Origin of the sequence: Streptomyces sp. NBC_01460 (genome assembly GCF_036227405.1) — a bacterium.
Classification (GTDB): domain Bacteria; phylum Actinomycetota; class Actinomycetes; order Streptomycetales; family Streptomycetaceae; genus Streptomyces.
This window is the reverse complement of sequence record NZ_CP109473.1, coordinates 1,146,882-1,163,340: the sequence shown is the minus strand read 5'-3', so window position 1 is coordinate 1,163,340 and position 16,459 is coordinate 1,146,882. Positions and strand designations below refer to the sequence as shown.

Sequence of the window (16,459 nt, the reverse complement as noted above, 5' to 3'; positions counted from 1 at the left end):
TCAACAATGATTACCGTCGAGTAGCCGGCAGTTCAAGGGGGAGGGCGATTCCCCTGACGCGAGCGGAGGTTTCGTCGGACGCGTGCAGTTGGACGGGCGAGATCCGAAGGCGACGGTCGGGCCCACGCATGTTCTACCGGCTGCTTCCACCGGTTGTCTCTGTCGTCTGCTTCGACGGACCGAGGATCTGCGAGTTGGGTGCGAACCGAGTCCTGTCCTCGGGGTCGACGACGTCGTCGAGGTCGGTGAAGTAGGACGACGTCGTCGTACCGGCCACCACGTCGTGCAGGAATGGGCTGCCCGACACCGGATGTGCCTCCCGGAGGGGACCGCGGCCCTCGTTGAGGATGACGGTCCACTCCTCCGGCTCTACACCGGGCCGGACCAGTCAGTACAGGAAGCGTCCCGAACCTTCTGCATACCCCCAGGGCGCCAGCCGGGTGCCGCCCTCCAGGAGTTCGGGCGGCCTCTCCTCGCCTCCGGCCCAGAGCTCGGCAAGGATCTCCGCGCGTTCCGTGGTCCGGGCGACCACGTCGTACGTCGCGTCCGGGCAACCCGGCTCCAGCAGGTGGAGCACCCCCGCGAAGAGCCCGCCGCCGTGTGTGCGGACGAGCTGCTTGTAGTCGGCCGGCGGAGCGATGCCCAACGCCTCCTCCACGGCGGCCCACCGCACCGCCCGGCCGTCTCCGGAAGGCGGAGGACAGAGGCGGGCCAGTGGTTCGGTATGGCGCAGGCCGCGGGCCGTTCGTATGTCGCTCGGCAAGGCGCTGAACCGTGTCGGAGTCCTGGTGCCGTCCAGCACCACCGCACGCATCACGTCGCCGACCGCGGCGCGGGGCGTGTCCGACCACCACGAGGGGTGCTTGGTCCGGTCGATGAAATCGTCGTGGCCGTCCGCGTGGACTGCGGTTCCTGCCGGAGCCACGGCCGTGACGACCACGTCGCACTCCTGATGATCGGCAAGCATGGCACCCGGCTTGCACCATGCCGCAGGGAAGGGGCGGGTGGGCGGCCGGGCCGCGTCCACGCAGGACAGCGGGGGTGCGGAAAGGCGTCCCGGTTCCGCCGTTCCACGCCACTCCACGAGCGGCCCGGCGATCGGGGCGTTCCGTTGGTGAGCCTCCCGGGTGTCGACGAGCGGTCTTCGTACGAGGGCTTTCGTGTTGCGGTCTTTCACCGCCGTACGAACGTCCCGTGAACGCTCTGCGCCAGTGGGCTGTTCCGCTGCGTTACGGGACGAGGATTGGTCTTGACCAAGGTGGTTCGCCGCCCTAAGGTCTGAACGATAAGGCAGGAACCTTTAATAAATAACGTCGCGGAAAATGCCACCGGGCGGATGCGGAGGACAGGGTGGGGACCACGCAGCTGGAATCGGTGCAGGAGCCGAAGTACTGGCACCTCAAGACCGTGCTCAGTGAGGCGCTCGACTCGGACTTCGCGGTGGGAGAGGTGCTGCCCAACGAGCGGGATCTCGCGGCGCGTTTCGGTGTCGCGAGGGCGACACTCCGACAGGCGCTCGAGCAGCTCGAGCTCGAAGGAAGGCTGCAGCGACGCCGCGGCGTCGGTACGACCGTCGCCCCGCCCCGGGTGGGCGTCGCCGTCGCCACCGCCCAGCACGGCTGGGCTGACGGTGACACGGACGGGGCATGGCAGCCCGTCGAGTGCGTCACCGCCACCGCTCCTGCCGCCGTAGCCGCCGTTCTCGACGCCGAGGCAGGGGAGGCCGTGCACGTGGTGCGCCGCATCCGTGTCGCCCATGGGCAGGCAGTGGCGGCGGAACTCCTGTACATCCCGACGTCGTCCGTCCCTGAGCTCTCCGCCATCGAGGCGCCGTCCGGGCCCGCCCGGGCCCGGAGCGTCCTGCGGGAACTGCACCGTGCCGGCCTCGACGGGCAGGACCGCTCTGTCGAGCTGGGGTCCGCGCGTGCGGACGACGCCAAGGAGCTCGACCGGCTTCCGGGCGCTCCGGTCCTCGTGGTCACGACGCGGTACTTCACGACCGTCGGTACGGCGGCCGTCTCCGTCGCCACCTACCGGGCCGACACGTGCCGGCTCACCTTCGGTGATTCCGGGGCGCTGGAGATCAGCCACGACGAGCAGGAGCGCAAGGCCTCCTGAGGCCGTCGGGACGCTCGTCGGTCAGCGGGAGGCTCGCGTGGCCGTCGGGATGCTCGTCGGCTGCGTGGCCTGGGGTCGGCCCGGGTGGCCTTGGCTGTGTGGGCGGCCTGCGTGACCTGTGTCGGAGCAGAGGTTCCTGCCCTCCTGGTGCCGGCGCCGTGGCGGTGCCCCGCGCTGTGGCCGCGCCGCGGTTCGTTCCACCTACGGCCCGTCGCTGTCAGCGGCGGGCCGTCACCGTTCCCTCCACGGCGAAGAGCTGCTCCTCCACGTGGTCGAGGGCGAGGCGCAGCGCGCCGGTGGCGACCGCTGCCTCCCCGAGGAGGGAGAGGGTGACCCGGGGCGGCCGCAGACAGTAGCGGGCGAGCTCGTCCCGGAGCGGATCGAGGACACCGTCGAGGCCGGCTGCCCACCCGCCGATCACCACGAGCTCCGGATCGAGCGCCAGAACCAGAGCCGCGACATCGTGCACCAGCCGTTGTATGAACCGGGCCACCGCCGCTTGTGCACCCGCGTCACCGTCCTTGGCCTTGGCGAAGACGGCGGCGACGGCATGCTCGTCCAAGGGGTCGAGAGGGGTGTCCGTCGTGGAGAGCAGATGTTCCGGTGTGACATCGCGGCCCAGCAGGTGCAGTGCGCCGATCTCCCCGGCCGCACCCCCGAAGCCGCGGTGCAGCCGCCCGCCGATCAAGGAGCCCGCGCCCGGGCTCAAGCCCGCCAGGACGAAGACGATGTCGTCGGAGTCGGTCGCCGCGCCCTTCCAATGCTCGGCCACCGCAGCGGCGTTGGCATCGTTCTCGACCAGGACAGGGCACTTGAACGAACGCCGCAGCCTCTCGCCGAGCGCGAGACCGGTCCAATCCGGCAGCGCCGTCCCCAGCCGCACCGTGCCGTCGGCCTCGACGATGCCCGGACTTCCCACCCCGACGGCCCGCAGACTGCTCCGCGCCACCCCCGTACGCCTCAGCACATCGGCGATGACGGCCCGCACCTGATCGATCCTGTCGTCCGCGCTCAGGCTCTCGGAGACATCGCGTGATCCCGCGCCGACGATACGGCCGTCGAGGCCGGACAGCAGGGCGGACACGCGGTGCGAGCCGATCTCCACGCCGAGCAGATATCCGGCCTCTGCGCGGAACCGGAACCTCCTGGCGGGGCGGCCCTGCCGCCGGGTCCCGCTCTCGTCCGGGGTCGCCTCCATGACGAGGCCCGCCCCGAAGAGCCCCTCGACGACGCCTTCGACCGTGGGGCGCGACAGGCCCGTGATCCGGGTGAGGTCCGTGAGCGTGGGCGAATCCGCCCCTCGCAGGGCGTGCAGCACCACCGCGGAGTTGATCCTCCGCAGCAGAGACGGGTCCCCTCCGGTCAGCCTGCCCACCGTGTGTCCTCCCAGGTCGAGCGCATGTCTGCCGGATCGTACTCGCTGACCCCGCCTACGGCGACCAGCGCCCGGAGAGAGGTAACCGGAACCGTACGACGACCGCTGGGAGCCCCCGGTGGGGAACCCGTACCCGCGCGGATGCCGGAGCGGATCAGGCCGCACGTGACGGCGTCAGCGGGGAGCCACGAACCCGGACTCGTACGCGGCGATCACCGCTTGGGTCCGGTCCCTGGCACCCAACTTGGCGAGGACCGCGCTGACATGTGTCTTCACGGTCTCCACTCCGACGACGAGATCGGCGGCGATCTCCGCGTTGGACAGGCCTCGTGCCATCAGCCGCAGCACCGCCGCCTCGCGGTCCGTGAGCGCCGCCCGGGCCATCGCGTCCCGTGCCGCGCTCGTGCCGTACTCCGCGGCGAGCTGCCGTACCGCGGAGGGGAAGAGCAGCGACTCCCCCTCCGCGACCAGCCGCACCGCGTGCACGATCTCGGCCGGCCGGGCCCGCTTGAGCAGGAACCCGTCCGCCCCGGCCCGCAAGGCCTCGTACACGTACTCGTCGTTCTCGAACGTGGTCACCACGAGGATCTTCGGCGGATCCGTGACAGTGCGCAGCACCACGCGCGTCGCCTCGATCCCGTCCATCAGGGGCATCCGCACGTCCATGGCGACGACGTCCGGTCGCAGTCGGCGCACCAGCGGGATCACCGCGGCGCCGTCGGCCGCCTCACCCACCACCTCGATGTCGGGCTGAGCTTCCAGAACGGCGCGGAGCCCCGCGCGCACCAGGGGTTCGTCGTCGACCAGAAGAACGGTTACCGGCATCCGATCAGCGTATGCGGTCCAGCGGGAGACTCGCGTGCACCTTCCACTCGCCCTCGTGCGGTCCGGTTCTGGCCTTCCCGCCCAGAAGCGCGGCCCGCTCCCGTATGCCCCGCAGCCCGCTGCCGCCGCCAGGCCCGTGCGGCGATGCCGGGAGCGGGTTGGCCACCTCCAGCTCCAGCCGTTCCTCCGCCACCGCGATCCTCACCCGTACGGGAACGGAGCCGGCGTGACGCAGCACGTTGGTGAGCGACTCCTGCAGAATCCGGTAGCCCTCGCGGGACACCGGGCCGGGGACCAGATCCAGGGGGCCGGTCGTCTCCAGGTCGATCTCCGCCCCGGAACCGCGGGCCGATTCCACCAGCTGATCGGCTTCGGCCATGGTGGGACGTGCGCCGACAGGAAGGTCCGATTCCCGCAGCACCCGCAGGACACGTTCCAGATCTTCCAGCGCCTTGCGCCCGGTCTCCTCGATGGCGACGAGCGCCCGCTCGGTGAACTCAGGGCTGCCCGCCGTCCTGGCCGCGCCCGCTTGAATGACGGCGACTGTCAGCGCGTGCCCGATCGAGTCATGCAGTTCGCGGGCGATCCGATTACGCTCCAGCAGTTGTTCGGTGCGCTCCTCCAGGGCGGTCATCCGCTCGGTCGATGACGGTCCGAGCAGCCCACGGGCGGCAGCCGCGGCCACCTCACCGCACAGCACGACCAGCCCGAGAAGTATCAGGATCGGCAACGGCGCGAACAGCGCGCACAGCCAACGGACTTCGAGGAATCCCGTCAGCCAGTCCATGCTCGGTCTCGCACCGACCGACACGCTGACCAGGTCGAAGGTCGTCGCCGACAGCCAGACGGTGGAGAAGCCCGCAGCCGCCGCGAGCAACAGTCTGACCTCGAGCCAGGCGACCGTTCGCCAGCGTTCGCCCCAGGTGGCCGCCGGTGCGGCGGCGATCGAAGCGTCCGGTCGGCCACGCTCTCCGGGCGTGAGCAGAAGCTGAGCCTGTACCCCTTCGGCGAGGCGGATGGCGGGCAGCAGACCGATCGGCACGGCGAAGACGCAGGGCATCCACGGGGTGTCGATGGAGATGAACATCCAGATGCTGACGGCCGCGGACGGAATCAGCAGATGAAGCCAGCGGCTGTATGTGACAGGAGTGGCCAGCGGTCCGAGAAGGTGGCGCATGTCGCCATCGTGTCAGCGCCCGGCGCCGAGCGGCTCCCCCGAGCGAGGGAGACGGTCCACCCCGGCGGGGGAGGCCGCAGCCGGGGCCCGCGGGCCAGGCTTTTCCTCATGACCAGCATCGACGTGCACGAACTCACGAAGGACTACGGCCCTACGCGTGCCGTGGACCGGCTCACGTTCAGCGTGGGACCAGGCCGTGTGACAGGCTTTCTCGGCCCCAACGGCGCGGGAAAGTCCACCACCATGCGCCTCGTTCTCGGGCTGGACCGTCCGACCGCCGGCACCGCCACCTTGGACGGACGACCTTACGCCGCGCTCCGAAACCCGCTGAGCAGAGTGGGAGTTCTGCTCGACGCCCAGGCGGCGCACGGTTCGCGCACCGCCCGCAATCACTTGCTCGCCCTTGCCACGAGCAACGGCATAGCCGAGAGCAGGGTGGAGAAGGTGCTCGAGGAGACCGGCCTGGCAGCGGTCGCGAAACGGCGGATCAAGACGTTCTCACTCGGGATGCGGCAGCGGCTCGGTATCGCAGCAGCGCTGCTGGGCGATCCGGACGTGGTGATGCTGGACGAACCGTCGAACGGACTCGACCCCGAAGGAATCATCTGGATCCGCGACCTGATGCGGAGCATGGCCCGTGAGGGCCGCACTGTGCTCGTCTCCAGCCACCTGATGAACGAGACCTCTTCCTTCGCCGACCACCTGATCATCCTCGGCAGAGGCCGGCTCCTCGCGGATCTGCCCATGCGGGAGTTCATCGACTCCCGCAGCCGGCGCGGAGCTCGATTCCGTACCACAGGAGAGCACCGCCTCCGCGACGCCCTGATCCGCAGGGGATACATGCCCGTGCGGGGTGACGGCGGGTGCTGGACGGTCGACGGGGCCGGGGCCGAGGAGATCGGCCTGGTGGCCGCTGCAGAAGCCGTCCCCCTGCTCGAACTCGCCGATGAGCGGACGACCTTGGAAGAGGCGTATCTCGACCTGACCACACACGAGTCCGAGTTCTCCGTTGCAGCGTCCACCACCGCCGGACGGGAGGCCTGAACGCCATGAACATGTCGACGACTTCGGTGCTGCGCTCGGAATGGATCAAGATCAGATCGGTGAGGTCCGTCGCGGGATCGCTGATCGCGGTCTTCGCCGCCACGCTCACTGTCACGGTGCTCGTGTTCGCCACCGTGGGACAGACGGAGGCCGACAGCCCCGGTTACGAGCCGCTGTTCTCCGCCTTCTACGCGCTGAACTTCGGCCAGATCGCGGCGATCAGCTTCGGGGCGACCGCCCTGTCCTCGGAGTTCCTGAACGGAGCGCTGCGCATATCGCTCTCTGCCGTCCCACGACGAGGCCTTCTCTACAGTGCCAAGATGTCGGTCATAGGCGGACTCGCCCTCATCGTGGGGCTGCTCACCAGCCTTGCCACGTTTCTCGTCGGGCAGACCTTCATGGGTGAGTACGCGATAGGGCTGGGAGACCCCGGTGCGATGCGTGCCACGGTCGGAGGCGGCATCTATCTCATGCTGATGGCGCTGTTCGCCGGGGGCCTGGCGGCGGTCATGCGCAGCGCCGTCGCGGTGCTCGCCGTGCTGATTCCCTTCATCCTGATCGTCTCCTTCGTGCTCGGAGGCATCGCGGGAGACATCGCCCAGTACCTCCCCTCCCAGGCGGGGCAGTTGGTGCTCCATCAGAGCCCGGAAGGAGATCTCGGCCCCTGGGCAGGGCTCGCGGTGACTGCGGGATGGGCCGGAACGGCACTGTGCGCCGGCTGGTGGAGCATATGGACGAGAGACGCCTGAGACGCTCGGCAGGAAGCGAGTGGCGGGGCGGCCGACAGCCCGCCCGGACGCGCGCTTCGGGAACTCGGGGAAGGCGGGCGGCTGGTCCGAGGCCATGTGTCAGTGCGGGGCGCTTTACTGACGGTATGACCACCGCACATCACCTCCGCCTCATCGACGGGATGCGCACCAGGGACTTCCCCTCGGAGCGGGTTGCGTCAGGCTCGGGAACCAGCGGGCCGGGCTATCACACGATGCTCCTCCTCGGCGAGGACGACCACGGGGACGGAGAGGAGGCAGACCGCCTCGAACACCAGGCACAGTGCATGGCGGAACGCGACACTCTGCACGCTCTCCTCACCTTGCGCTGGGGTGAGCCCCAACTGGTCAGTTTGTGGAGCGCTCAGGAGCGGATGATGGCGGGCGAGGTGATAGCCGAACCCTGGGCCGATCCGGTCGCGAGCTGTGAGTACCTTCCGCTGTGGCGAGCGGATGACCGATGGATCGCCGTCGTGCTCCATCTGGAGGACGGCGGACCGGGCTGCGAGTTGGGGGTCCTGGTCACCGTGGTCGACCCGCCCTGAGGATGCATGGCGGCATCACCACCCCGGACTACTCGGATGAATTCCGGTGGACCGCCGCCAGCAGGCGGGCGTATTCCTCAGCCATGGTGCTCACGGTCCAGTGTGCGTTCAGACCGCTGGGGTTGGGCAGTGCCCAGACGCGGGCGCCGCCGATCGTCCGCTCCTGAGGGCCGATTCGGGCGGCGCGTTCACCGAAGGCCGTGCGGTAGGCGGTGACCCCGACGACGGCCAGCCACTGCGGGCCCAGCTTCTCCACCTTGGCCGAGAGCACCCTTCCGCCCTCGCGGAATTCCTCGGCGTCCAGTTCGTCCGCCCGGGCCGTGGCTCTGGCGACCACATTGGTGATGCCCAGGCCATATCCCGGCAGCAGACCTTGTTCCGAAGGCTTCAGCTGCCTGGGCGTGAAGCCTGACCGATGAAGGACCGGCCAGAACCGATTACCAGGATGGGCGAAGTGATGACCCGTGGCAGCCGTCATGAGGCTCGGATTGATGCCGCAGAACAGCACACGCAGACCGCCCGCGACCACGTCGGGGACGACGCGGTCGCGGGCGGCGCGGACTTCTTCGGGAGTCATCCGGCAGTGGATCCGGCGGTCAGAGGATCGATCCGGGGGCGTACGCGGCAGCCTCCGGGTGCTGCTTGGCGATCTCCTCGATCCTCGACACCAGAGCGGCGACCTGATCGCCCGCGGCACCGGTGAACGAGAGCTTGTCCGCCATCAGGGCGTCGAGCTGCTCGCGGTCCAGCGGGATCCGGTCGTCGGCGGCCAGCTTGTCCAGCAGCTCGTTGCGCTCCGCCCCCTGCTCCCGCATGGCGAGAGCGGAGGCGACCGCGTTCTCCTTGATGGCCTCGTGGGCGACCTCACGGCCGACGCCGGCGCGTACCGCGGCCATCAGCACCTTGGTCGTGGCGAGGAAGGGGAGGTAGCGGTCCAGCTCACGGGCCACGACCGCGGGGAACGCACCGAACTCGTCGAGCACGGTGAGGAAGGTCTCCAGCAGGCCGTCGAAGGCGAAGAATGCATCCGGCAGTGCGACCCGGCGGACCACGGAGCAGGACACGTCGCCCTCGTTCCACTGGTCACCCGCCAGCTCACCCGTCATCGACGCGTAGCCGCGCAGGATCACCATCAGGCCGTTGACGCGCTCGCAGGAGCGGGTGTTCATCTTGTGCGGCATCGCCGACGAGCCGACCTGGCCCGGCTTGAAGCCCTCGGTCACCAGCTCGTGGCCCGCCATCAGCCGGACGGTCTTGGCGACCGACGAGGGCGCCGCCGCCAGCTGCACCAGCGCGGTCACCACGTCGTAGTCGAGGGAACGGGGGTAGACCTGTCCGACCGAGGTGAAGGCGTGCGCGAAGCCGAGGTGGCCGGCGATGCGCTGCTCCAGGTCGGCGAGCTTGCCCGCGTCGCCGCCGAGCAGGTCCAGCATGTCCTGCGCCGTGCCGACGGGGCCCTTGATACCGCGCAGCGGGTAGCGCCCCAGCAGGTCCTCCAGCCGCCCGTAGGCGACCAGCAGCTCGTCGGCGGCGGTGGCGAAGCGCTTGCCCAGCGTCGTCGCCTGTGCGGCGACGTTGTGGGAACGGCCCGCGAGGACCAGCTCGCCGTACTCCGCGGCGAGCTTGCCCAGTCGCGCCAGAACGGCCACCGTGCGGTCGCGCATCAGCTCCAGCGAGAGCCGGATCTGCAGCTGCTCGACGTTCTCGGTGAGGTCACGGGAGGTCATGCCCTTGTGGACCTGCTCATGGCCGGCGAGGGCGTTGAACTCCTCGATCCGGGCCTTCACGTCGTGCCGGGTGACCTTCTCGCGCTCGGCGATCGAGGCGAGGTCGACCTGGTCGATCACACGCTCGTAGTCGGCAACCGCCGCGTCGGGCACCTCGATCCCGAGGTCCTTCTGAGCGCGCAGCACCGCCAGCCACAGCTGACGTTCCAGCTTCACCTTCTGCTCGGGGGACCAGAGGACGGCCAGCTCCGTAGAGGCATAGCGGCCGGCCAGGACATTGGGGATGCGAGGCTTCGCAGACACAGCAGTCACGTGTCCGGATTCTACTGGCGGTTTCTGCAGGTCCGCGCCGCGGGCCGGTATGTGGATTCCTACGAGCCCGCGCGCGCCCGGCCCCTACCGCTTCGCTCCCACGAAGCCCCACTGGTCGACCGGTGCACCGACCGCGGGTTCCTCCGGGCGCCACAGGCTGATCGACCCGAATCCGGGCTCCACGAGATCGAGCCCGTCCGCGAAGGAACGCACGGTCTCCCGGGGCCGCGAGACGTACGGCATGGCGCCGCCGTCGGCGTACTCGTCGGATGCCGCCCTGGTCTCGTCCGTCTCGATGGTGTCGCACAGCATCAGGAAACTTCCGGCGGGTACCGCGTCGAGATAGGTGCGCAGCAGCGCGGCCGCCTCAGCCGAGTCCACGACGTGTCCGAGGGTGGAGAGCAGCATCAGCGCGACCGGTCGCTGAAGATCCAGTGTGCGGGCAGCCTCCTTGAGCACCGTTCCGGCGTCCCGCAGATCGGCGTGCACGTAGTCGGTGGCGCCCTCGGGGGTGCTGGTGAGCAGGGTCCGGGCGTGAGCCAGCACGATCGGGTCGTGGTCCACGTACACGACGCGGGCATCGGGGGCGACTGCCTGTGCGACCTCATGCGTCGCGTCGGCGGTCGGGAGGCCTGTCCCGAGGTCGAGGAACTGCCGAATCCCCGCTTGCTGGGCCAGGTGGCGCACGGCCCTGGCCTGGAAGCGGCGGGAGGCGCGGGCTATGTCGATGATCTGCGGGTACAGCTCCGCCATCGTCGCGCCCAGTCGGCGGTCTACCTCGTAGTTGTCCTTGCCGCCCAGCCAGTAGTTCCAGACACGCGCCGAGTGCGGGGTGCTGGTGTCGATCAGGTCCGTCCGGACCTGTGGTTCGTCGCTCATGGGGCCGTCCCTGCCCGGTGCCCAGGACGCCCCTGCGCGGTGAGCACCCATGCTGACCCACCCGGCACACGCGTAACAGCTGAAAAGCCGCCACGTCCGGGGAGGGCCCTTGGGGCCGGCACGAGGTCAGCCGTCCAGCCGCCGCCAGCCCGCTACCGGTCCGGGGGGCGACACGTCCTCGGGAGTGATCCAGAAGGCCTTTCCCAGACCCGCGTCGAACTGTGCGCCGGCCCGGCCGTCACCGGACGAGCGCCCGCTCAGACGCCGCCCGATCCAGGGGATCAGATGCTGACGGGCGAAGCGGACGTCGTCGATCCGCCGCTGCGCCCACCGCGCCGGCGCGGACGCCGCCATCGGGGTCTGCCAGTCGCTCTCCGCGGGGAGCCCCAGTGTCTGCCAGACCGCCTCCGCGACCCTGCGATGTCCCCCGGCCGTCAGATGCAGCCGGTCGACGTCCCACATCCGCGGATCGCCCAGCGACGGAGCGCCGTACAGGTCGGTCACCAGGGCGCCATGGCGTTCGGCCAAGTCGTCGACCAGCGAGAACAGCTCCTCCATGCGTGGCCGGAAGCGTTCCATCACCGGGCCGTTCCGGCCGGGGCTGCGCATCAGTACCAAGGTCTTGCAGGACGGCGCGAGACGCTCCACCGCTTCCTCCAGCCGGCCGCGCACCATGCCCATGTCGCACTTGGGCCGCAGGGTGTCGTTGAGCCCGCCGACGAGCGTGATCACATCCGGCTGCAGCGCCGCAGCGACGGCTACCTGCTCGTCCACGATCTGGCTGATGAGCTTTCCCCGCACCGCGAGGTTGGCGTACCGGAAGTCCGGTGTGCGGGCAGCGAGACGGCCGGCGAGAACGTCGGCCCAGCCGCGGTAGGAGCCGTCGGGCAGCAGATCCGACATGCCCTCGGTGAACGAGTCGCCGACCGCGACAAAACTGGTGTAGGAGGCATTCAATTCCATGGCGTTGCCGATCGTACCGCGACGACGGCCGGCAGTCGGGCCTTGCCGGAAGGGCGACAGCGGCAACGGCCGGGAGCGGCCGCCGGGGGAGAGCGCGGAAGAGGGGCGCGGCCACGGCCGCGCCCCTCCTGTCGTCACCCGGCGGCGAGATCAGCGGGCCTGAGGCCTGCCGACCAACTCACGCAGGACGTCCTCCATCGTGATCATGCCGGCCAGACGGCCGTCGTCGTCGAGCACGGCCGCCAGATGCGTACGGCTCCGCCTCAGTGCGGTCAGCACGTCGTCCAGCGGGGTCGCCGCCCGCACCCTCGCGATGGGACGGAGAGCCGTCACCGGGAAGGGCACGTCGCGAGGCGCGGCGTCCAGGGCGTCCTTCACATGGAGGTACCCGATGATGCGCTGCTCGCTGTCCATCACCGGAAAACGCGAGAAGCCGGACTCGTGCGAGAGCCGCTCCAGCTCCTCCGGGGTCGTCCCCACCCTGGTGTAGAGCACCCGGTCGACCGGAAGGAGCACGTCCTGGACCGGGCGGCGGCCCAGTTCCAGGGCGTGGCGGAGGCGTTCCGCGGAACGGTCGTCGACGAGCCCGGAGTCCTCGGCGTCCTTGACGAGGCGTGCCAGCTCGTCGTCGGAGAAGGTCGCCGAGACCTCGTCCTTCGTCTCCACCCGCAGCAGCTTGAGCAGCGCGTTCGCGAAGGCGTTGATGGCGAAGATCACCGGCTTCAGCGCCCGGGCGAGGGTCACCAGGGGAGGCCCGAGCAGCAGCGCGGTGCGCGCGGGTTCGGCCAGCGCGATGTTCTTCGGCACCATCTCGCCGAGCAGCATGTGCAGATACGTCGCCACGGTCAGGGCGATGACGAACGAGATCGGGTGCACCAGGCCGTGCGGCACCCCCACCGCGTCGAAGACGGGCTCCAGCAGGTGGGCGATGGCGGGCTCGGCGACGATGCCCAGCACCAGCGTGCAGAGCGTGATGCCCAGCTGCGCCGCCGCGAGGAGCGCCGACACGTGCTCGAGCCCCCAGATGACGCTGCGTGCGCGCCGGTTCCCGGCCTCGGCCTCGGGCTCGATCTGACTGCGGCGTACGGAGATCAGAGCGAACTCCGCCCCGACGAAGAAGGCGTTGACCACCAGGGTCAGCAAACCGATGAAGAGCTGGACGGCGATCATCGTTCGTCCTCCGCCGGCTCGTCGGTACCGGGGAGCGGCGCGTGCAGCAGCGCACGCGCGGCGCGATGCCCGGAGGCGTCCACCACGTCGATCCGCCAGCCCGTGAGCTCGACGGTGTCGCCGACCACCGGGATGCGGCCGACCTCCGTGGCGATCAGCCCGGCCAGCGTCTCGTACGGTCCGTCCGGCACCCGCAGCCCGATGGTGCGGAGCTGGTCCGTCCGGGCCGCTCCGTCGGCGGACCACAGGGTCCGTCCGTCCGCGTCCTCGCCCGCGGCCGCCAGATCGGGGGTCTCGTGCGGGTCGTGCTCGTCCCGCACCTCGCCGACGACTTCCTCCACGATGTCCTCCAGCGTGACGACTCCCGCCGTCCCGCCGTACTCGTCGATGACGACGGCCATGGCCAGCTTCCCGGAGAGCCGGTCGAGCAGACGGTCGACGGTGAGCGTCTCCGGTACGAGCAGTGGTTCGCGCAGCATGTCCGACACCCGCTTACGGGGGCGCTGGTCCGCGGGAACGGCCAGCACGTCCTTGATGTGCGCCACGCCCACGACCGTGTCCAGGCTGCCCCGGTAGACGGGGAACCGGGAGAGGCCGGTGGCCCGGGTGGCGTTCGCGACGTCCTCGGCGGTCGCCTGGACCTCGAGGGCGGTGACCTGGACGCGGGGCGTCATCACGTTCTCCGCGGTCAGTTCGGACAGGTTGAGGGTGCGTACGAAGAGTTCGGCGGTGTCGGCCTCGAGCGCGCCCTCCTTGGCGGAATGGCGTGCCAGGGCCACCAGCTCCTGCGGACTGCGCGCCGAGGCCAGCTCCTCGGCCGGTTCGAGGCCGAAAAGCCGCACGATCCGGTTGGCGGTGTTGTTGAGATGGCTGATGAAGGGCCGGAAGACAGCGGTGAACGCGCGCTGGGGCGTGGCGACCGCCCTGGCGACGGTCAGGGGGGAGGAGATCGCCCAGTTCTTCGGGACGAGCTCACCGACCACCATCAGGACCACGGTGGACAGCGCCGTGCCGATCACGAGAGCCAGTGAGGAGGACACGCCGGGCGACAGCCCCGTCGCCTCCACCGGTCCCTTGATCAGCTTGGAGATGGACGGCTCGGAGAGCATGCCGACGACCAGATTGGTGACGGTGATACCGAGCTGCGCGCCGGAGAGCTGGTAGGTGAGGCTGCGGACGGCCTTGAGGGCGCCCGCCGCACCGCGGTCCCCTCGCTCGACGGACCGTTCGAGCTCGCCGCGCTCCACGGTGGTCAGAGAGAACTCGGCCGCCACGAACACACCGCAGAGGAGGGAGAGCAGGATCGCCACGAGGAGCAGGAGCACTTCGGTCATCGGTTCACCTCCGTCCCATGGTCGGGCAGGGGCGGAAGGATCGCGCGACGTCGGTGGTGTCGGTGGTATCGACTACTGGGGGGCTCGCCCATGGGCGGACGCTCACACCTTTCGGAAGATTCGGACGGTCGAGGATCCATAGTAAAGGATCGGCAAAATGTCATGGTCGGTGGCGAACGTGCGGCCGGCCGTACGGCTCCGGTGGGCGCGCGGTGGCCTTCAGAGGGACTTGACCCAGCGCCGCCAGTGCTCCTCGCGATGGTAGCCAGTCGCCCCCCATGTGTGGTGGGCCCGCGTGTTGGACTCCAGTACCATCGCGTCGACCCGTCGCCCGCCGAGGGCCGCGAACCGCCGCTCCGCGGCGTCCATCAGTGCGGTGGCGATGCCCTGCCTCCGGCAGTCGGGGTGCACGGCGAGCCGGTACGCGGAGCATCGCCATCCGTCGAAGCCGGCTATGACGGTGCCGGTGATCCGGCCGTCGCGTTCTGCCAGGAGCAGCGCCTCCGGGTCCCGTGAGATCAGGCGGGCGACGCCGTCATGGTCGTCGGTGATGCTGGTTCCTTCCGCCGCCTCGCGCCAGAACCGCAGCACGGCGTCGATGTCCGAGAGCGTGGCGCGGCGGATATCAAGATCAGTCATGGTGCGAGCCAACCAGAGAGCCTCGGGTGAAAGGGAAGTATTTCTGCCGTAGCCGTAGCCACCCGCCTCGTGTGTCCCGCATCCGGACCTCTCATTCCCCTCCGCGCCGGCGGCATGCCGTCCCGTTCCCCTTGCGGGTGCTAGCGCACACGCGCTAGCGTGATGTCGTGCCCAAGACTCAGCTGAACGTTCGAGTGGACGAGGCGACCGCCGAGGCGGCGCGACAGCGCGCCCTGCAGCGGGGGATGAGCGTGAACCGCTACATAGAGGAGCTCGTCAAACAGGATGCGGGCGAGGTAGGACACACCTTCGTCGAGGCAGCGGCCGACTTCATGAAGCAGTACGAGTCGGTCTTCGCCGAGGAGTTCGGCACGGAGCGCAAAGGCACCCGTTGAACCTGCAGATCGACCTTTCCTGGCTGCTCATGGTCGCCGAGCACAAGACGCCCGGCGACCCTCAGGTCGTCGACTGGGGTGCGCTCGTCGCCGCTGTCAGCCGGCACGAGGCGGAGATCTTCGGCAGCCCCGTCTACAGCGACCCGCACTCCCGCGCGGCCGCCATGCTCCAGTTGCTCCTGCACGTGCCGGCGCTCGAGCACTCCAACGCGATGTTCGCCTCCGCCGTCGCCTACGGCTACCTCGTGGCCTCGGGGCTGAAGGTCATCACCTCGCCGGAGCAGGTGCGGGACCTCGCCCGACTGGTGAAGGAGGGCAAGGCCGACGTGCGGTCCATCGCCGACGAGTTGCGCCGCTGGAGCATCTGACCGGAGCGTCGAAGGTGCGTCCCGCCTGAGTGCCGGTGCGGCATACGGCCCGGAGTTCTCCTCAGCCCCTCGCCGCCGAGCTGTCCACCGCGGCGGGCCGCCGGGCCACGCCGATCACACACGGGGAGCTGGGCAGCTGCACGCCCCCGTCCGGGATGCGGAACCTGCGGCACACACCCAGCTCGAAGCCGGCCGTCTCGATCGCCGCGACGGTGTCCCGCGCCGTGTGACAGCCCCCGAAGAGCGTCGGCCAGAAGGTGCGGTCCACCGCCCGCTGCGCCGACGCCAGAGCCCCGCCCGGGGCCAGGGTGTGCTCGAAGAAGCGCAGTTCACCGCCCGGCCGCAGCACCCGCTTGATCTCCGACAGGGCCCGAGGCAGGTCCCGCACGGTGCAGAGCACCAGCGAGGCCACCGCCGCGTCGAACGCCTCGCTCTTCACGGGCAGCGCCTCGGCCGTTCCCGGCACCACGTCGACCGGAACCTCCGCGCGCAGGGCGGCACCGGCGGCCCGCTGCCGCAGGTTGCGCTCGGGCTCGATCGCGACCACTTCGGACACGGCCCCAGGGTAGTGCGCGAAGTTGAGGCCGTTCCCCGCGCCGATCTCGATGACCCGGCCCGAGAGACCTGCGAGAAGCTCGTCGCGATGCGCCGCCACACCCCCTCTGAGGTCGGCCGTCACGCTCATACGGGCGTAGAAGCGGGCGAATACCGGGTGGTGCACCGCGTCACGGGGCACAGGTGTGCTGCGTCGTCGCATGATCGGCCTCCTCGGAGGGCACGTGGATACGGCTCCACCTCGATTCTCCCCCGTATGCGCCGAC

Annotated in this window: 19 protein-coding genes; 6 read left to right on the top strand and 13 right to left on the bottom strand. The window is 69.9% G+C overall.

Annotated features, from left to right (window positions below; genetic code table 11):
- Window positions 1-133: 133 nt before the first annotated feature.
- Both OG488_RS05135 and OG488_RS05130 read right to left on the bottom strand, forming a co-directional pair.
- Window positions 134-307, bottom strand: a complete 174-nt coding sequence (locus OG488_RS05135; protein ID WP_329226329.1) for a hypothetical protein — start codon at window positions 305-307, stop codon at window positions 134-136.
- A gap of 81 nt (window positions 308-388) precedes the next feature.
- Window positions 389-967, bottom strand: a complete 579-nt coding sequence (locus tag OG488_RS05130; RefSeq protein WP_329226327.1) for an SMI1/KNR4 family protein — start codon at window positions 965-967, stop codon at window positions 389-391.
- A 383-nt stretch (window positions 968-1,350) separates the two neighbouring features.
- Between OG488_RS05130 and OG488_RS05125 the strand changes: the two genes are divergently transcribed.
- Window positions 1,351-2,118: a GntR family transcriptional regulator gene (locus OG488_RS05125; protein ID WP_329226325.1), complete on the top strand. Its 768-nt coding sequence runs from the start codon at window positions 1,351-1,353 to the stop codon at window positions 2,116-2,118.
- 217 nt (window positions 2,119-2,335) lie between these two features.
- On the opposite strand, the gene OG488_RS05120 is transcribed toward OG488_RS05125, so the two are convergent.
- The 3 genes from OG488_RS05120 to OG488_RS05110 all read right to left on the bottom strand — a co-directional run bounded on the left by OG488_RS05120 (window position 2,336) and on the right by OG488_RS05110 (window position 5,495).
- Window positions 2,336-3,493, bottom strand: coding sequence for an ROK family protein (locus OG488_RS05120; RefSeq protein ID WP_329226324.1), 1,158 nt, complete (start codon window positions 3,491-3,493; stop codon window positions 2,336-2,338).
- 174 nt (window positions 3,494-3,667) lie between these two features.
- On the bottom strand, window positions 3,668-4,318 hold the full coding sequence (locus tag OG488_RS05115) for a response regulator transcription factor (protein ID WP_329226322.1): 651 nt from the start codon (window positions 4,316-4,318) through the stop codon (window positions 3,668-3,670).
- Between the two features lie 4 nt (window positions 4,319-4,322).
- Window positions 4,323-5,495 (bottom strand): sensor histidine kinase, encoded by a 1,173-nt coding sequence (locus OG488_RS05110; RefSeq protein WP_329226320.1) that lies wholly within the window; start codon window positions 5,493-5,495, stop codon window positions 4,323-4,325.
- A gap of 108 nt (window positions 5,496-5,603) precedes the next feature.
- On the opposite strand from OG488_RS05110, the gene OG488_RS05105 reads away from it, so the two are divergent.
- The 3 genes from OG488_RS05105 (at window position 5,604) to OG488_RS05095 (ending at window position 7,851) form a co-directional block, all read left to right on the top strand.
- Window positions 5,604-6,539: an ABC transporter ATP-binding protein gene (locus OG488_RS05105; protein ID WP_329226319.1), complete on the top strand. Its 936-nt coding sequence runs from the start codon at window positions 5,604-5,606 to the stop codon at window positions 6,537-6,539.
- Between the two features lie 5 nt (window positions 6,540-6,544).
- Window positions 6,545-7,288 (top strand): ABC transporter permease, encoded by a 744-nt coding sequence (locus OG488_RS05100; RefSeq protein WP_329226317.1) that lies wholly within the window; start codon window positions 6,545-6,547, stop codon window positions 7,286-7,288.
- A gap of 125 nt (window positions 7,289-7,413) precedes the next feature.
- The gene (locus OG488_RS05095) at window positions 7,414-7,851 is read left to right on the top strand and encodes a hypothetical protein (RefSeq protein ID WP_329226315.1); all 438 of its coding nucleotides are present in this window, start codon (window positions 7,414-7,416) and stop codon (window positions 7,849-7,851) included.
- Between the two features lie 28 nt (window positions 7,852-7,879).
- Here OG488_RS05095 and mug read toward each other — a convergent pair whose 3' ends face one another.
- The 7 genes from mug to OG488_RS05060 all read right to left on the bottom strand — a co-directional run bounded on the left by mug (window position 7,880) and on the right by OG488_RS05060 (window position 14,875).
- Window positions 7,880-8,428 (bottom strand): G/U mismatch-specific DNA glycosylase, encoded by a 549-nt coding sequence (gene mug, locus OG488_RS05090; RefSeq protein ID WP_329226313.1) that lies wholly within the window; start codon window positions 8,426-8,428, stop codon window positions 7,880-7,882.
- A 19-nt stretch (window positions 8,429-8,447) separates the two neighbouring features.
- Window positions 8,448-9,890: an adenylosuccinate lyase gene (purB, locus tag OG488_RS05085; protein ID WP_329226311.1), complete on the bottom strand. Its 1,443-nt coding sequence runs from the start codon at window positions 9,888-9,890 to the stop codon at window positions 8,448-8,450.
- Between the two features lie 84 nt (window positions 9,891-9,974).
- Window positions 9,975-10,769: an SAM-dependent methyltransferase gene (locus tag OG488_RS05080; RefSeq protein ID WP_329226309.1), complete on the bottom strand. Its 795-nt coding sequence runs from the start codon at window positions 10,767-10,769 to the stop codon at window positions 9,975-9,977.
- 126 nt (window positions 10,770-10,895) lie between these two features.
- Window positions 10,896-11,732: an SGNH/GDSL hydrolase family protein gene (locus OG488_RS05075; RefSeq protein WP_329226308.1), complete on the bottom strand. Its 837-nt coding sequence runs from the start codon at window positions 11,730-11,732 to the stop codon at window positions 10,896-10,898.
- A gap of 150 nt (window positions 11,733-11,882) precedes the next feature.
- The gene (locus OG488_RS05070) at window positions 11,883-12,902 is read right to left on the bottom strand and encodes a hemolysin family protein (protein ID WP_329226306.1); all 1,020 of its coding nucleotides are present in this window, start codon (window positions 12,900-12,902) and stop codon (window positions 11,883-11,885) included.
- Entirely contained in the window at window positions 12,899-14,236 is a 1,338-nt protein-coding gene (locus OG488_RS05065; protein ID WP_329226304.1) for a hemolysin family protein, read from the bottom strand. Before OG488_RS05065 ends, OG488_RS05070 begins: the two co-directional genes overlap by 4 nt.
- A 219-nt stretch (window positions 14,237-14,455) precedes the next feature.
- Complete coding sequence (locus OG488_RS05060) at window positions 14,456-14,875, bottom strand: GNAT family N-acetyltransferase (protein WP_329226302.1); 420 nt, start codon at window positions 14,873-14,875, stop codon at window positions 14,456-14,458.
- 167 nt (window positions 14,876-15,042) lie between these two features.
- Between OG488_RS05060 and OG488_RS05055 the strand changes: the two genes are divergently transcribed.
- Window positions 15,043-15,270, top strand: coding sequence for an antitoxin (locus OG488_RS05055; protein ID WP_073750044.1), 228 nt, complete (start codon window positions 15,043-15,045; stop codon window positions 15,268-15,270).
- Entirely contained in the window at window positions 15,267-15,638 is a 372-nt protein-coding gene (locus tag OG488_RS05050) for a fic family toxin-antitoxin system, toxin component (RefSeq protein WP_103759995.1), read from the top strand. The genes OG488_RS05055 and OG488_RS05050 overlap by 4 nt, the downstream gene beginning before the upstream one ends.
- Window positions 15,639-15,699: 61 nt before the next feature.
- Here the strand turns inward: OG488_RS05050 and OG488_RS05045 are convergent, their stop codons facing one another.
- The gene (locus OG488_RS05045) at window positions 15,700-16,395 is read right to left on the bottom strand and encodes a class I SAM-dependent methyltransferase (RefSeq protein ID WP_329226298.1); all 696 of its coding nucleotides are present in this window, start codon (window positions 16,393-16,395) and stop codon (window positions 15,700-15,702) included.
- Window positions 16,396-16,459: the final 64 nt, after the last annotated feature.

Excerpts from the sequence above, each read along its gene's own strand:
- OG488_RS05130 (WP_329226327.1), bottom strand. The coding sequence starts at position 967 with ATGCTTGCCGATCATCAGGAGTGCGACGTGGTCGTCACGGCCGTGGCT.
- OG488_RS05115 (WP_329226322.1), bottom strand. The coding sequence starts at position 4,318 with ATGCCGGTAACCGTTCTTCTGGTCGACGACGAACCCCTGGTGCGCGCG.
- OG488_RS05110 (WP_329226320.1), bottom strand. The coding sequence starts at position 5,495 with ATGCGCCACCTTCTCGGACCGCTGGCCACTCCTGTCACATACAGCCGC.
- OG488_RS05105 (WP_329226319.1), top strand. The coding sequence starts at position 5,604 with ATGACCAGCATCGACGTGCACGAACTCACGAAGGACTACGGCCCTACG.
- OG488_RS05100 (WP_329226317.1), top strand. The coding sequence starts at position 6,545 with ATGAACATGTCGACGACTTCGGTGCTGCGCTCGGAATGGATCAAGATC.
- OG488_RS05095 (WP_329226315.1), top strand. The coding sequence starts at position 7,414 with ATGACCACCGCACATCACCTCCGCCTCATCGACGGGATGCGCACCAGG.
- mug (WP_329226313.1), bottom strand. The coding sequence starts at position 8,428 with ATGACTCCCGAAGAAGTCCGCGCCGCCCGCGACCGCGTCGTCCCCGAC.
- OG488_RS05080 (WP_329226309.1), bottom strand. The coding sequence starts at position 10,769 with ATGAGCGACGAACCACAGGTCCGGACGGACCTGATCGACACCAGCACC.
- OG488_RS05075 (WP_329226308.1), bottom strand. The coding sequence starts at position 11,732 with ATGGAATTGAATGCCTCCTACACCAGTTTTGTCGCGGTCGGCGACTCG.
- OG488_RS05070 (WP_329226306.1), bottom strand. The coding sequence starts at position 12,902 with ATGATCGCCGTCCAGCTCTTCATCGGTTTGCTGACCCTGGTGGTCAAC.
- OG488_RS05065 (WP_329226304.1), bottom strand. The coding sequence starts at position 14,236 with ATGACCGAAGTGCTCCTGCTCCTCGTGGCGATCCTGCTCTCCCTCCTC.
- OG488_RS05060 (WP_329226302.1), bottom strand. The coding sequence starts at position 14,875 with ATGACTGATCTTGATATCCGCCGCGCCACGCTCTCGGACATCGACGCC.
- OG488_RS05045 (WP_329226298.1), bottom strand. The coding sequence starts at position 16,395 with ATGCGACGACGCAGCACACCTGTGCCCCGTGACGCGGTGCACCACCCG.